This window comes from Spirilliplanes yamanashiensis (genome assembly GCF_016863475.1).
Lineage (GTDB): Bacteria > Actinomycetota > Actinomycetes > Mycobacteriales > Micromonosporaceae > Spirilliplanes > Spirilliplanes yamanashiensis.
Genome location: NZ_BOOY01000007.1, coordinates 40,557 through 56,032, shown reverse-complemented (window position 1 = coordinate 56,032; position 15,476 = coordinate 40,557). Strand labels below are relative to the sequence as shown.

The window sequence follows — 15,476 nt, the reverse complement described above, 5'->3', positions numbered from 1 at the left end:
GGGTGCCGGGCGGCGCGTTTGCGCTCAGGTCGCCGCCGCGGCGGCCGATGGACCGGCGGGCAGGACGAGCCGGGAGGGCGCGTGCAGGAGCGGGACACCGACGTGTTCGAGCCCGCCTCGGGGCTGGGCTTCCGCCCGGCCACGGGCGGCGGCTACCGGGCGGACGCGTTACCGAGCGGGTTCGCCGAGCCGGAACCGGCGCGCGCGGGCCATCGCACGTCGCGGGCCGGCCGGATCTTCGCGGCGGCCGCCTTCGGCGCGGTGCTGCTGTCGGCCGGCACCGGCTACGCGCTGGGCCGCTCGGCGCCGGCCGGGGCGGCGGATCCGGAACCCGCACCGTCCGCCTCGGCGCCGTCCGCCTCGCGCAACGCGCCGGCCGTCAGCGGGCTCGGCGTCCGGGGCGGCGCCCGCCCGTAGCGGCGCGCGGGAGGCGACCGGCGGGCCGGTGCGCCGGGCGCCCGCCGCTCGGCCCACCGGTCCCGCCGGATCGCCGCCAGCATGACCGCGCCGTCGATGCCCGTCAATGGGCGGCCACGACCGGACGTGTGCGGTCCACCGTGGACCCCGACCGTACCGATCGACGCTTGTCGACGCCCCCACCCTCGCCTACGCTCCCGCGTAACGGTGTCGTCACGCAGCGCCGCCTGTTCGAACGTGTTCGTTCCCTCGCGCCCCCACCCCGCAGAGGAGACCCGTTGCCGGTCAGCCGCATCCTGTTCGCGCCCGCGCTCGCCGCCGCCCTCGCCGCACCGTCCGCCGCGCCGTCCGCCGTGCCCTCCGCCGGAGCCGACATCGCGCCCACCTCCTGGACCGTGCCGGCCCCCGGCGCCGCCGTCGTCGCCGACGTCGCGCTGACCGCGGCCGGGACGATCACGGTCGGCGTGCGGCAGGGCGGCGCCACCGTCCTGGCGCCGTCGCCCGTGGGGCTGGTCACCGGCGGCGACGACCTGACCGCCGGGCTGTCCTACCTGGGCCGCAGCGGGCGGACGGTCCGGCAGCGGTACACGATGACCACCGGCAAGCAGCTCGACCGCGACACCCTCCAGACCGAGAGCACGTTCTCCTTCGCCGCCGCCGGCGGCACCCGGCTCGACCTGGTCGTGCGGGTCTCCGCGCAGGGCGCCGCCTACCGCTACGTGCTGCCCGGCCCGCAGAGCGTGGTGGTGAAGGGCGAGGCGTCCAGCTGGGCGCTGCCGCCGGACGCCACCGGCTGGCTGCTGCCGTACACGCCGAACTACGAGGCCACCCGGATCGAGACGACGGCCGCGGGCGCGCCGGCGGGCGACTACGGGTTCCCGGCGCTGTTCGAGGTGGCCGGGCGGTACGCCCTGCTGACCGAGGCCGACCTGGACGGCCGGTACTCCGGGGGGCGGCTGACCCACGCGGCGGGCTCGGGCACGTACACGGTCGGGCTGGCCGACGCCGAGGTCGAGGTGGCCGGCGGGTTCGCGTCGCCCTGGCGGGTCGCCGTCGTGGGCGACCTGGCGGCGGTCACGGCGTCCACCCTGGTCGACGACCTGGCCCCGCCCAGCCGCCTGCCGGACACCGGCTGGGTGCGGCCGGGCGCCGTCGCCTGGTCGTGGATGGCCGAGCACGCCAGCCCGCGCGACCCGGCGCGGATGCGCGAGTACGTCGACTTCGCCGCCCGGCACCGGTGGCCGTACGTGCTCGTCGACGAGGGCTGGGACCGCAGCTGGGTGCCGGAGCTGGTCGCGTACGCCCGCGAGCGCGGCGTCGGCATCATCCTGTGGTTCCACTGGACGGCGCTGGACCCGCCCGCCGAGCGCGACGAGACCCTGCCGATGATCCGCGACTGGGGCGTGGCCGGCGTGAAGGTCGACTTCATGGACTCCGACTCGCAGGCCACCATGCGCTGGTACGACGGCATCCTGCGGGCGACGGCGGACAACCGGCTGATGGTCAACTTCCACGGCGCGACGGTGCCGCGCGGCATGGCCCGCACCTGGCCGCACGTGCTGACGTTCGAGGCGGTGCGCGGCGCCGAGCAGTTCACCACCCGGGCGGCGACGAACACGATGTTCCCGTTCACCCGCAACGTGGTGGGCAGCATGGACTACACGCCGGCCGCGTTCCTCGTCGCCGACCGGGACACCACGGACGCGCACGAGGTCGCCACCTGGCTGGTGTTCGAGTCCGGGTGGCAGCACACCGCCGACCGGCCGGAGGCGTACGAGGCGCGGCCGCAGGCGCTGCTGACGATGACGGAGCTGCCGACGGTGTGGCACGAGACCCGGCTGCTGTCCGGGCGGCCGGGCGTCGAGGCGGTGCTGGCCCGGCGGCACGGCGACCGCTGGTACGCCGGCGGCATCTTCGCCCGGGCCGCCCACACGTACCCGGCGGGGCTGGGGTTCCTGGGCGAGGGCCGGTTCCTGGCGGAGACGCTGCGCGACGGCCCGGACGGGCTGCTGCGCGAGACCCGCGTCGTGCGGCGCACGGACACCCTGGCCGTGCCGGTGGCGGCGAACGGCGGGTTCGTGACGGCGTTCTGCCCGTACACCGAGGGTTTGACCTCCTGCGACCGCGCCGGGCGGGCCCGGCCGGCCGGGACGCCGTGGGTGAGCGACCTGCCGTTCGTGGCCGCGGCGGGCGGCTGGGGCCCGGTGGAGCGCGACCGGTCCAACGGGGAGCGGGCGGCGGGCGACGGCGGGCCGCTGTCCATCCGCTTCCGCACGTTCGGCAAGGGCCTCGGCATGCACGCCGACGGCCAGGCCAGCGTGTGGCTGGGCGGCGGGTGCACGCGCTTCGACGCGCACATCGGCATCGACGACGAGGTGCCCGAGCCCGGCACGGCGGAGTTCCGGGTCTACGGCGACGGCCGGCTGCTGGCCACCAGCGGCCGGGTGCACAGCTGGGACGCGCTGCGGTCGATCACGGCGGACACCACCGGCGTGAACGTGCTGACGCTGCGGGCCACCGACGCCGGCGACGGGATCAACTTCGACCACGCCGACTGGGCCGAGGCGCGGCTGACCTGCTGACGGCCCGAAAGACACATGATCGCACCGGTGGACGTCCGAGAGCGCTCTCGGGCGTCCACCTGCGTGAGGTCATGGTTGATAAAACCGTGACCTTGACAATAAAAGTTCGATAGTGCGTGAATGTGTTTCAACAACGTTACTCATCGATGTCACGCCCCTCCGCCACAAGGAGTTCCATCATGAGCGCTATGCGTGGTCGCTGGATCCCGGTGGTCGCCACCGCCGGCGCGGCCGTCCTGCTGCTGTCGGCCTGCGCCAAGGAGGAGGAGAGCCCCGGTGCGGGCGCCGCCCCCAGCGCCGGCGCCGGCCAGGTCGTCCAGTCCGGAGCCCCCGACGGTCCGACCTGCTCCCTCGACCAGATGGGCTACACCAAGATCGACCTCAAGACGGCGAAGGTCGGCTTCTCCCAGTCGGAGAAGGAGGCCAACCCGTTCCGCATCGCCGAGACGCAGTCCATCAAGGACGAGGCGGCCAAGCAGGGCATCACCCAGCTCACCCTCACCAACGCGAACTCGCAGTTCACCAAGCAGATCAGCGACGTCGAGCAGATGATCGACTCGGGCGTGCAGCTGCTCGTGGTGGCGCCGCTCAACTCCGACGGCTGGGACTCGGTCTTCGCCAAGGCCAAGGCCAAGAAGGTCCCGATCATCACGATCGACCGCAAGATCAACGCGACGCCGTGCACCGACTACCTGACCTTCATCGGGTCGGACTTCGAGGAGCAGGGCAAGCGGGCGGCCGACAAGATGGCCGAGGCGCTGGGCAACAAGGGCTCGGTCGCGATCCTGCTCGGCTCCCCGGGCAACAACGTGACGACCCTGCGCACCAAGGGCTTCAAGGACCAGATCGCCAAGATCGCGCCCGACGTCAAGATCGTGTTCGAGCAGACCGGCCAGTTCTCCCGCGAGGAGGGCCAGAAGGTCTCCGAGCAGATGCTGCAGGCCAACCCCGACATCGCCGGCATCTACGCCGAGAACGACGAGATGGCCCTCGGCGCCGTCACCGCCCTCAAGGGCGCCGGCAAGTCCGCCGGCGACGTGAAGATCGTGTCCATCGACGGCACCCGCGGCGCCGTCCAGGGCATCGTCGACGGCTGGCTGCACTCGGTCATCGAGAGCAACCCGCGCTTCGGCCCGCTCGCCTTCGAGACCGCCACCAAGTTCTTCAACGGCGAGCCGGTGGCCCAGGACATCATCATCAGCGACCGTGAGTACACCGAGGCCAACGCCAAGACCGACGTGGCCAACGCGTACTGACCACCCCGGAGCCCGGCGCCGCGGCGATCCCGCGGCGCCGGCCCGCGCCTCCCTTCGACGCACCGTTCCGGCGGCTGCCCGCCACGCCGGAACCCGACGACGTGGTCCCGTCCACCCCCGCCTGTCTCGAAGGGACAGCACCCATGAGTGAGCACCCGCTCCGCCGGCGCCTCCTGGCGGCGGCCGCGGCCACCCTGACAGCCGTCACCGGGCTCGTCGCGGTCGCCGAACCCGCCTCCGCGTGGGTCCCGAAGACCCCCCGCCTGTCGACGCCGTGGTCCGGCCAGGTGCCGGTGGCCAACCCCCTCCCCGAGTACCCGCGGCCCCAGCTCGTCCGCTCCGAGTGGCAGAACCTCAACGGCATCTGGCAGTTCGGATCGGCGCCCAACCTCAACAACCCCCCGCTGACCACCACCCCGGCGGAGGAGATCCGGGTCCCGTACCCGATCGAGTCGGCGCTGTCCGGCATCGAGCGCCACCACCAGTACGCCTGGTACAAGCGCACCTTCACCGTCCCCACCGCGTGGACCGGCCGGCGCGTGCAGCTCAACTTCGGCGCGGTCATGTGGGAGTCGCGGGTCTGGGTCAACGGCACCCAGGTCGGCACCCACACCGGCGGCTACGACCCGTTCTCCTTCGACATCACGGCGGCCCTGCGCAGCGGCCAGAACACGATCGTCGTCGGGGTGAACAACCCGGTCGACTCGCAGGACATCCCGATCGGCAAGCAGCGGCTCAACCCCAACGGCATCTGGTACACGCCGTACACCGGCATCTGGCAGACGGTGTGGCTGGAGCCCACCCAGGCGGCGCGGATCACCCGCCTCGACACCACCCCGAACCTGGCCGCGGGCGCGCTCGACCTGACCGTGCAGGGCACCGCCGGGCAGCAGGTCACCGCCCAGGTGCTCACCGGCGGGCAGGTCGTCGCCACCGGCACCGGCACGACCGGCGCGAACATCCGCATCCCGATCCCGAACGCGCGGCTGTGGTCGCCGGACGACCCCTTCCTGTACGACCTGCGGGTCACCCTGAACGGCGGCGACACCGCCACCGGCTACTTCGGCATGCGCTCGGTCGGCAAGGCGATGCTCGGCGGCGTGCTGCGCCCCACAATCAACGGCAAGTTCGTCTACCAGCTCGGCACGCTCGACCAGGGCTACTGGCCGGACGGCATCTCGACCGCCCCGACCGACGAGGCGCTGCGCTTCGACCTGGAGCAGCAGAAGGCGCTCGGCTTCAACATGGTGCGCAAGCACATCAAGGTGGAGCCGGCGCGCTGGTTCTACCACGCCGACCGGCTCGGCCTGCTGGTGTGGCAGGACATGCCGTCGCTGCCCAACGGCCGCGACGCCAACGCGAGCGGCCGGGCGATCTTCGAGTCCGAGCTGCGCCGGATGATCGCCCACCTGAAGGGCATCACCTCGGTCGTGCACTGGGTGCCGTTCAACGAGGGCTGGGGCGAGTACGACGCCGGGCGCATCGCCGACCTGGTCAAGAGCCTCGACCCGACCCGCCTGGTCAACCACAACTCCGGCTCCAACTGCTGCGAGAGCGACCCGGACCCGGGCAACGGCGACGTGATCGACGACCACCACTACGTCGGCCCGGCCATGACCCGGCTGCCGTCGGACACCCGCATCGCGGTCCTCGGCGAGTACGGCGGCCTGGGCATGCGCGCCCCCGGCCACGAGTGGAACCCGGCCGGCCCGCACTACTCCCCCGAGTGGCTGCCGGACTTCAACGCCCTGACCGGGCGCTACGTGCAGACGGCGGCCCAGCTGATCGACCTGATCACCACCCGGGGCATGTCGGCGTCGGTCTACACCGAACCCACCGACGTGGAGAACGAGCTCAACGGCTTCTTCACCTACGACCGGCAGGTCCGCAAGATGGACTTCGCCCGGGTCCGCGAGGTCAACCTGCGGGTCCTCGGGGCCGCGCGCGGCACCACGCTACCCGTCGGCCAGCTCGCCTCGCTGCGGGTCACCAACGCCGGCCTGACCGGCCGCTACCTGCGGCACCGTGACGGCGCGGCCCGCACCGACGTGATCACCACGGCCGGCTCCACCACCGACCGGCAGGACGCGACCTTCCACGTGCGCCCCGGCCTGTCCAACGCGGCCTGCTACTCGTTCGAGTCGCGCAACTTCCCGGGCCGCTACCTGCGGCACCGCGGCTACCGCGTCTACAACGAGGTGCCGGACATCCCCGCCGACGCCACGTTCTGCGCCCGCGAGGGCCTCAGCGGCGGCGGCACGTCGCTGGAGTCGGCGAACCTGCCCGGCCACTTCCTGCGGCACCGCAACGACGAGGTGTGGGTGGAGGCCGGCAGCGGCGCCGGGTTCGCCGCCGACGCCACCTGGAACGTCACCGCGCCGCTGTGGCGCTCCGGCGCCGACCTGCCCGTCGGGCAGGCCCGGTCGTTCCGGGTCGTGACGCCCGGCTTCGACAACCGCTGGCTGCGGCACCGCGACGGCGCGGCCCGCACCGACGTGATCACGGCGGCGTCGCCCGCCCTGGACCGGGAGGACGCGACGTTCGTCGTGCGCACCGGCCTGGGCGACAACTCCTGCTATTCGTTCGAGTCGCGCAATTTCCCGGGCCGCTTCCTGCGCCACCGGGGGCACCGGGTCTACAACGATCAGAACGACGCGACCCCGCTGTTCGCGCAGGACGCCACGTTCTGCGCCCAGCCGGGCCGGCTGGGCGGCGCGGGCAACGTGTCGCTCGCCGCGGTCAACGTCGCGGGCGGCTTCATCCGGCACTACAACGAGGAGGTGTGGGTCGCCACGCAAGGGGCGGGCCACGCCTGGGACAACCCGAGCAGCTTCGACGCCGACGCGACATGGAACAACGCGGCGCCGTGGTCGTGAGGGCATGAGACGGGCGCCGGCGCCTTCCCACCGAGGCGCCGGCGCCCACCACGAGGAGGTATCCGAGTGACGCTGCTCGAGGTCGCGGGCGTCAGCAAGACCTTCCCCGGGGTGCGGGCGCTCGACGACGTGTCGTTCGCCCTGCAGCCCGGGGAGGTGCACGCCCTGGTCGGCGAGAACGGCGCCGGCAAGTCGACCCTGATCAAGGTGCTGACCGGGGTCTACCAGCCGGACGACGGCGCGGTGCGCTACCGCGGCGAGCCGGTCTCGTTCGGCACCCCGCTGGACGCCCAGCGGGCCGGCATCTCGACCATCTACCAGGAGGTCAACCTCGTCCCGCTGATGAGCGTGGCGCGCAACCTCTTCCTGGGCCGCGAGCCCCGCAACGCCCTGGGGCTGGTCGACGAGCGGCGGATGAACCGGGAGGCCGCCGACGTGCTGACCCGCTACGGGGTCCGCACCGACGTGCGCCGGCAGCTCGGCACGCTGGCGCTGGGCGCGCAGCAGATGGTGGCGCTGGCGCGCGCCGTGATGGTCGACGCCAAGGTCGTCATCATGGACGAGCCGACGTCGTCGCTGGAGCCGCGGGAGGTGGAGACGCTGTTCGGCGTCATCCGCGACCTGCACGCCCAGGGCATCGGCATCGTCTACGTCAGCCACCGGCTGGACGAGCTGTACCAGATCTGCGACCGGGTCACGATCCTGCGCGACGGCCGGGTCGTGCACACCGGCCCGCTGGAGGAGCTGGAACGCATCCGGCTGGTGTCGCTGATGCTGGGCCGGGACATGGCCGAGGTGCGCCGCGAGGGCGTCACCGGGTTCACCGGCGAGCACGAGGTGCAGGGCGCCCAGCCGGTGCTGCGCGCCGCCGGGCTGCGCAACCGGCACAAGCTGCACGGCGTCGACCTGGCCGTGCGCCCGGGCGAGGTGGTCGGCCTCGGCGGGCTGCTCGGCGCCGGGCGCAGCGAGACCCTGAAGGCGATCGGCGGCGCGCTGCCGCTGGACGAGGGCACGGTCGAGGTGGCCGGCGCCCCGCTGCGGCGGCGCACCAGCGTCGGCGCGGTCAAGGCGGGCATCGCCCTGCTGCCGGAGGACCGCAAGGCGGAGGGCATCGTGCCGAGCCTGTCGGTGCGGGAGAACATCGCGCTCGCGGTGCTCCCCCGGCTGTCGCGCCTCGGCCTGGTGTCGGAGAAGAAGATCGACACGATCGTGGAGCGGTTCATGACCCGGCTGCGGATCAAGGCGTCCAGCCCGCACCAGCGGGTCGGCGACCTGTCCGGCGGCAACCAGCAGAAGGTGCTGCTGGCCCGGCTGCTCGCCACCGCGCCGAAGGTGCTGCTGCTGGACGAGCCGACCCGCGGCATCGACGTGGGCGCGAAGGCGGAGGTGCAGGCGCTGGTGGACGAGCTGGCCGCCGAGGGGCTCGGCGTCGTGCTGGTCTCCTCGGACGCCGAGGAGCTCATCGAGGGCGCCGACCGGGTGGTGGTGCTGCGCGACGGCGTCGTGGTGGGCACCCTGGACGGCGCCGACGTCTCCACGGAGGGGCTGCTGCGCACCATCGCCGCGGCCTCCTCGGCAGCCGCGTCGGCCGCCACGCAGGAGGAGGCGTCATGACCGATGTCGCTGTCAGGACCCCGGCACAGCGGGTGCGGGCCTGGCTGCCCGCCTACGGCGTGTACGTGGCGATCGTCGTGCTGCTGCTGTTCAACATCGCCTTCACCGAGAACTTCCTGGCCTGGTCCAACCTGCGCATCCAGCTGATCCAGGTGGCGCCGGTCGTCATCGTGGCGCTCGGCATGGCGCTGGTCATCGGCACCGAGGGCATCGACCTGTCGGTCGGCTCGGTGATGGCGCTGGCCGCCGCGTTCATCCCGCTCTACCTCGGCTACGGGGTGGTCGCGGCGATCCTGGTCGCGCTGATCGCCGGCGTGGCCGTCGGCGCGGTCAACGGCCTGCTGGTCGCCCGGGTCGGGCTGCAACCCATCGTGGCGACGCTGGCCCTGCTGGTGGCCGGGCGCGGCCTGGCGCTGGTGGTGTCCGACAGCCAGCTGCGCGAGATCCGCAACCCGGGCCTGGTGGAGCTGGGCTCGGGCAGCCTGTTCGGCCTGCCGTACCTGGTCTGGATCGCGCTGGCGCTGGTGCTGACCGTCGCGTTCGTCGTGCGCCGGACCGTGTTCGGCCGGCGGCTGCTCGCCATCGGCGGCAACCGGCCCGCGGCCGAGCTGGCCGGCGTGCCCGTCGGGCGGGTCCTCGTCACCGTGTACGTCGTCTCCGGCACGCTGGCCGCGGTCGCCGGCGTGCTCGCCGTCGCCCGCATCCAGGCCAGCGACGCCTCCGCGGTGGGGGTCCTCATCGAGCTGAGCGCCATCACCGCGGTCGTCGTCGGCGGCACCCCGCTGTCCGGCGGGCGGGTGCGGGTGTGGGGCACCGTGGCGGGCGCCCTGCTCATGCAGCTCGTCGTCGCCACCATGATCAAGCACGACCTGCCGTCGTCGACCGCCGAGATGGTGCAGGCCGTCATCATCCTCGTCGCGGTCTACGCGGCGCGGGAACGGAGGTCGCGATGACCCAGGACGTCACGGTGCCGCCGATCGCGCCGCCGCCCGAGAGCGCGCTGCGCGACGAGCGGCGCGCGGACCGGCTGGACCGCATCGTCGGCACGGTGCAGCGGCAGGGCGCCCTCGCCGTGCTGGTGCTCGTGGCCGCCATCGGCTTCGCCGCGTTCCCCAACTTCCGCAGCCTCGCCAACGCCGAGACGATCCTCATCAGCGCGGCGCCGCTGGCGCTCATCGCCCTCGGCATGACCTTCGTGATCATCACGGGCGGCATCGACCTGTCGGTCGGCTCGCTGTACGTGCTCGGCGGGGTGGTCGCCGCGTACGCCTCGCAGTGGGGCGTGCTCGCCGCGTTCCTGGCGCCGCTGCTGCTGTGCGGCGCGTTCGGCGTGGTGAACGGCGTGCTCGTCGCGTACACCCGGATGGCGCCGTTCATCGTCACGCTCGCGGCGCTGCTCGGCGCGCGCGGGCTGATGCGGGCGCTCAGCAACGAGGGCTCCGAGACGTACCTGGTGCGGAGCGAGGCGTTCCGGGCGTTCGGCTCCGGCGAGTTCCTCGGGCTGGCGTACCCGGTGTGGCTGGCCCTGGCCCTGTTCGCGGGCGGCGCGGTGCTGCTGGGCCGCACCCGGTTCGGCGCGTCGGTCTACGCCATCGGCGGCAGCGAGGACGCGGCCCGGCTGATGGGCGTCGCGGTGCGGCGCACCCAGGTCAACGTGTACGTGCTGTCCGGGCTGCTGGCCGGGCTGGCCGGGGCGGTCAACGCGGCGCGGCTCGGCTCCGGCGTCACGGTGATCGGCGTGGGCGTCGAACTGGACGCGATCGCCGCGGTGGTCATCGGCGGCACGCTGCTCACCGGCGGCGCGGGCACGGTGGCCGGCACGATCGCGGGCGTGCTGCTGCTCGGCGTCATCCAGAACCTCATCAATCAGGTGGGTTCGGTGAACATCTCCTGGCAGCAGGTCATCAGCGGGGCGTTCCTGGCGGTGGTCGTCGTCGTGCAGACCTACCTGACCCGATTGCGCAGAATCCAGTAGGTCCGCGGGCACCGTCCGGCCGCCGTCGTTGATCCGCGACGGCGGCCGGCGCCGTACCGGAGGACAGTTCGCGGAGAAAAGTTCGCGGGACCTGCTACCGGACCGGCGTCCCGTCCCGTCCTGTTCTTCGGGCGCCGCGACCGCGCCGCCGGAGAGGGAGATCGCGTGACGCAGGACCTGCGGGCGCTGTTCGAGCGCGAGCTCGCCGCGCACGACCCGCCGCCGCTGGGCTCGCTGGTCGGCGACGCCGTGCGCGACGGCCGGCGGCTGCGGCGCCGGCGGTCCCTGCTGACGACCGGCGGCGCGGCGGCCGGCGCGCTCGCCGCCGTGGTGGCGGTGGCGGTCATCGGCCTGCCCGGGCCCGGCGGCGGCCCCGCCGACCTGCCGGCCGGGGCGCCGTCCCCGGTCCTGTCCGCTCCCCCGTCGGCCGCCCCGCCGGCCCTCCCGCCGACCGCGCCCCCGTCGGCCGGGCCCACCTGTCTCGTGCCGCCGCGGTCGACGGCGCCGCAAGCCACCGTGACGCTGTGCCCGCCGGCGCGCGCCGACTACGACCTCGCCGTGCCGGACCCCCCGCCCGGCGCGGCCGCCAAGCGGCTGCCGTTCACCCCGGCGGCGGCGATGAGCCTGCTCCAGCGCCTGCTGCCCGGCCTCAAGATCGGCGACGCCCGCGCCCTGCGCTACGACCGGGCGGGGCTCGTGGTCGAGTCCGTGGTGCTGGGCGAGGGCCCCGGCGGCCGGTACGAGAAGGCCACGCTACGGCTCGGCATCGTCGCGTCGGACCGCGTGGCCACCGGGAGCGCCTGCGGCGACGACCAGACGTGCTACGTGGCCGAGGACGCGACCCTGGTCGGGGTGAGCGACACCGTCGAGCGCGGCGTGCCGGTGCGCACCGTGACCGCGTTCCACGGCAAGGGCTGGGAGGTGTCGGCGGCGGTGCGCGTGGAGTCGCCGGCCGCGACGACGGCCCCGGACCCCGCGGGCGGACCGGAGCCGGCCATCGTGGCGCTCGGCACCCAGGAGCTCGTCACCCTCGTGCTCGACCCGCGGTGGGGTCTCGAACTGCCGGCCGAGGACGTGGTGCGCGGCCGCGAGCAGTTCCCCGGGCTGCCGCCGGGGAAGGACTGAGCGGTTGACGACGACCCCCGACGTGTCCGCACCGGCCGACCGGTCCGCCGGCGCGGCGCCCGGCCCCCGGCGCCGCGCCGGCTGGCTGCGCGCCCGCCAGGACGAGCGCGCCGCCGCCGACCGCGAGTTCACCGCGTTCGCCGAGTCGGCCGCGCCGCGGCTGCGCCGCACCGCGTTCCTGATGTGCCGCGACTGGCACCTCGCGCAGGACCTCACGCAGATCGCGCTGGCCAAGATGTACGTGTCGTGGCGGCGCATCTGGCGCACCGCGAACCTTGAGGCGTACAGCCGCCGGGTGCTCATGAACGCCGTGTTCGACCAGAAGCGGCGGCGCAGCGACACCGAGGTGGTGCTGGCGGAGGTGCCGGAACGCGGTCCCGGCGCCGCCGCCGCGGACCCCGAGCTGCGGGTCACGCTGGTGGACGCGCTGGCGACGCTGCCGGTGCGCGACCGCGCGATCGTGGTGCTGCGGTACTGGGAGGACCACAGCGTCGAGACGGTCGCGGACCTGCTCGGCGTGTCGACGGCGGTGGTGAAGACGCAGAGCTCGCGGTCGCTGTCCCGGCTGCGCGACCTGCTCGGACCGGACCTCGTTCCGCGCTGATTTTATTACTAATGGAATTACCATTAAATTCACGAAATGAATTGGAAATAATTGTTCCTGACGCATTGACACTCGTCGTTTGCCGGCGTGATCCTGAGAGCGCTCTCACAGCTCCCCGTCCCGCTCCTCAGGAGGAATCCACGTGCCTGCCCGACGAAAGGTGCTGGCGTCGCTCGCCGCCGCGGCGGTGGCCGCCACGGCCGCCGTTCTCGCGACCGTCTCCCCCGCCCAGGCCGCCGTCCCGACGGCGACCATCCCCATCACGATCAAGAACAACTCCGGCCGCGCCGAGACGGTCTACCTGTACAACCTCGGCACCGACCTCGCGTCCGGGCGGCAGGGCTGGGCCGACCGCAACGGCACCTTCCGCCCCTGGCCGGCCGGCGGCGCGGTGCCCGTCCCCGCGCCCGACGCCTCGTTCGTCGGGCCCGCCAACGGCCAGACGCTGACGTTCCGGCTGCCGAAGTTCTCCGGCCGGCTCTACTTCTCCTTCGGCCAGAAACTGAACTTCCGGCTCGCCACCGGCGGCCTCGTGCAGCCCGACTTCGCCAACCCCACCGACCCGAACATCAACATCCTGTTCGACTGGTCGGAGTACACGCTCAACAACGACGGCCTGTGGCTCAACAGCTCCCAGGTCGACCAGTTCGCGGTGCCGCACGCCGTCGGCGTGAAGCTGCCCAACGGCACCACGAAGAGCACCGGCCGGCTGAAGCCGGGCGGCCGCAACACGTTCTTCCGGATCCTGCGCGAGCAGCCCGGCGGCTGGGGCAACCTCATCCAGACCCGCTCCGACGGCACCGTGCTGCGCGCCGTCGCGCCCGGCAAGGGCATCGCCGCCGGCAAGCTGTCGCCCACCATCCTCGACAGCTACATCACCAAGGCCTGGAACGCCTACACCGGCCGCGACCTGGTCGTCACACCGTTCGCGAACCAGCCCGGACTGCGCTACTACGGCCGCACCTCCGGCTCCGTGATGACCTTCCGCAACTCCTCCGGCCAGGTCGTCACCAGCTTCCAGAAGCCGTCCAGCGACGCCGTGTTCGGCTGCTACAAGGAGCTCGACGCCCCGAACGACCTCGTCCGCGGCCCGATCTCGCGCACCCTGTGCGCCGCGCTCAACCGCTCCACGCTGCACTCCAACCCGAACCAGCCGGACGCCACCAACGCCAACTTCTACAAGGACGTGGTGACCAACCACTACTCGCGCAAGGTGCACGGGCAGATGGTCGACGGCAAGGCGTACGGGTTCGCGTTCGACGACGTCGGCGCCCACGAGTCGCTGGTGCACGACGGCAGCCCGCAGCACGCGTACGTCACGCTCGACCCGTTCAACTAGAGTCACGGACCGCGCCGGCCCCCGTCCCACCACGGGGGCCGGCGCTTATTCGGTGTCGCTCGATCCGCCCGGCGCGGATCATGGTGACCATGACGACGACCCAGCACCGGGTCGCCGGCCCGGGGCTGCCGCTGGCCGGCGGCCTCGACGACGCCGACCGCCCGCTCGACGTGGTCGACCTGCTCGCCCTGACGCAGTTCGCCACCGGACGCGAGCCGTACGCGCGCACCACCGACCTCGACAACGTGCGCCCCGACGCCGCCCTGCGCGTCGACGACGCGGCGCTGCTGCGCGACGCCACCCAGGACAACGGCCGCAACCGGCTGTACGCGGGCGACGGCTTCACCCTGCACGTCACCCACTGGACCGACAGCCGGCGCGCCGTCGTCACCGTCACCGCCGTCGAGGCCGCCCTCGCCGACGACGTCCTGCGCCGCGCCACCACGGGCGCCGTCGCCGACCCGCCACCCGTCGACAAGGCCGTCGGCATCGGCTTCTGGCACCTCGGCCAGCACGGCCCCCGCCGCGTCGAGCGCAAGATCACCGCCGAGCCGTGGGACGCCATCCGCGCCAACTACGCCGCCCCCGCCGCCACCGCCCTCGACCGGCTGATGGCCGTCACCCCCGACGCCGTCAACGGCCGCCTGCTCCTCCTGCACGGCCCGCCCGGCACCGGCAAGACCACCGCCGTCCGGGCGCTCGCCCAGCAGTGGCGCGACTGGTGCCAGGTCGACTACGTCCTCGACCCCGAACGGCTGTTCAACGACCCGGCGTACCTGCTCGGCGTCGCCCTCGGCGCCGCCGCCGACGACGAGGACGGCCCCCGCTGGCAGCTGCTCGTCCTGGAGGACTGCGACGAGCTCATCCGCGGCGAGGCCAAGGCCACCGCCGGCCAGGCCCTGTCCCGCCTGCTCAACCTCACCGACGGCCTGCTCGGCCAGGGCCGCAACGCGCTCATCGCTATCAGCACCAACGAGCGGCTGTCCGCGCTGCACCCGGCCGTTGTCCGCCCGGGCCGCTGCCTGGCCGGCATCGAGGTCGGCCGCTTGTCCCCCACCGAGGCGGCCACGTGGCTGGGCCGCACCGACGGCATCGGGCCCGACGGGGCGACGCTGGCGGAGCTGTACGCGCTGCGCGCCGGCACCGCCCCGCTCACCACACCGGCCGACCCGGAACGCTTCGGCCTGTACATCTGACGCGGCCGCCCCCAGCGGGCGGCCGCCGTCGTGCGGCGGTGACGGCCCGGCGGGGGCGGCCGCCGTCGTGCGGCGCGCGGCGGGCGCCGGCCGTCACCCTCTCCCGTATCTGGCCAGCGCCGCCGCCGTCGGCCTGCGCCCCGGCCACCACGCTCCGCGCCGCCGGGTCCGCACCCCGGCCACCCTCGCCCGGTGCCACTCCGCCGGCCGCCCCCATCTCGTCTCGCCGCTGCCGGTCAGCGCCGCCGGGGCCCCCGCCCCCCCATGTCACCCGCTGCTCCCGGTCCGCGCCGGGGTCGCCCGCCCCCATGCCATCGGCCGGTCTCGGCCCGCGCCGCCACGGCGGGCCATCCCTTCGCGCCACCCGGCTGGTTTCGGCCCACGCCGCCGGATCGGGCACCCGCCCTGTCACCCGGCCGGGCCGCCCGAAGCGGCCCGGGTCGCCGGGCCGGGCTTTTCGTCCGTCGGGCGACCTGGTGCGCCGCTAGTGTC

11 protein-coding genes are annotated in these 15,476 nt (G+C 73.7%); all 11 read left to right on the top strand.

Annotated features, from left to right (window positions below):
* The first annotated feature begins 81 nt into the window (after window positions 1-81).
* The 11 genes from Sya03_RS30805 (at window position 82) to Sya03_RS06470 (ending at window position 14,984) form a co-directional block, all read left to right on the top strand.
* Window positions 82-417, top strand: a complete 336-nt coding sequence (locus tag Sya03_RS30805; RefSeq protein ID WP_239107164.1) for a hypothetical protein — start codon at window positions 82-84, stop codon at window positions 415-417.
* 278 nt (window positions 418-695) lie between these two features.
* Window positions 696-2,999: an NPCBM/NEW2 domain-containing protein gene (locus Sya03_RS06515; protein ID WP_239107163.1), complete on the top strand. Its 2,304-nt coding sequence runs from the start codon at window positions 696-698 to the stop codon at window positions 2,997-2,999.
* Window positions 3,000-3,178: 179 nt separating this feature from the next.
* Complete coding sequence (locus Sya03_RS06510; protein WP_203937271.1) at window positions 3,179-4,255, top strand: ABC transporter substrate-binding protein; 1,077 nt, start codon at window positions 3,179-3,181, stop codon at window positions 4,253-4,255.
* Window positions 4,256-4,398: 143 nt separating this feature from the next.
* On the top strand, window positions 4,399-7,131 hold the full coding sequence (locus tag Sya03_RS06505) for an AbfB domain-containing protein (protein WP_203937270.1): 2,733 nt from the start codon (window positions 4,399-4,401) through the stop codon (window positions 7,129-7,131).
* Between the two features lie 66 nt (window positions 7,132-7,197).
* A complete protein-coding gene (locus tag Sya03_RS06500) occupies window positions 7,198-8,745 on the top strand; it encodes a sugar ABC transporter ATP-binding protein (protein ID WP_203937269.1) in 1,548 nt (515 codons plus the stop codon).
* Window positions 8,742-9,698, top strand: coding sequence for an ABC transporter permease (locus Sya03_RS06495; RefSeq protein WP_203937268.1), 957 nt, complete (start codon window positions 8,742-8,744; stop codon window positions 9,696-9,698). The genes Sya03_RS06500 and Sya03_RS06495 overlap by 4 nt, the downstream gene beginning before the upstream one ends.
* Window positions 9,695-10,720 (top strand): ABC transporter permease, encoded by a 1,026-nt coding sequence (locus Sya03_RS06490; RefSeq protein ID WP_203937267.1) that lies wholly within the window; start codon window positions 9,695-9,697, stop codon window positions 10,718-10,720. The genes Sya03_RS06495 and Sya03_RS06490 overlap by 4 nt, the downstream gene beginning before the upstream one ends.
* Before the next feature lie 165 nt (window positions 10,721-10,885).
* Window positions 10,886-11,845, top strand: a complete 960-nt coding sequence (locus Sya03_RS06485) for a hypothetical protein (protein WP_203937266.1) — start codon at window positions 10,886-10,888, stop codon at window positions 11,843-11,845.
* Between the two features lie 4 nt (window positions 11,846-11,849).
* The gene (locus Sya03_RS06480; protein WP_239107162.1) at window positions 11,850-12,449 is read left to right on the top strand and encodes a SigE family RNA polymerase sigma factor; all 600 of its coding nucleotides are present in this window, start codon (window positions 11,850-11,852) and stop codon (window positions 12,447-12,449) included.
* A 142-nt stretch (window positions 12,450-12,591) separates the two neighbouring features.
* The gene (locus Sya03_RS06475) at window positions 12,592-13,788 is read left to right on the top strand and encodes a glycoside hydrolase family 64 protein (protein WP_203937265.1); all 1,197 of its coding nucleotides are present in this window, start codon (window positions 12,592-12,594) and stop codon (window positions 13,786-13,788) included.
* Window positions 13,789-13,877: 89 nt separating this feature from the next.
* Window positions 13,878-14,984, top strand: a complete 1,107-nt coding sequence (locus tag Sya03_RS06470; protein WP_239107161.1) for a DUF5925 domain-containing protein — start codon at window positions 13,878-13,880, stop codon at window positions 14,982-14,984.
* Window positions 14,985-15,476: the final 492 nt, after the last annotated feature.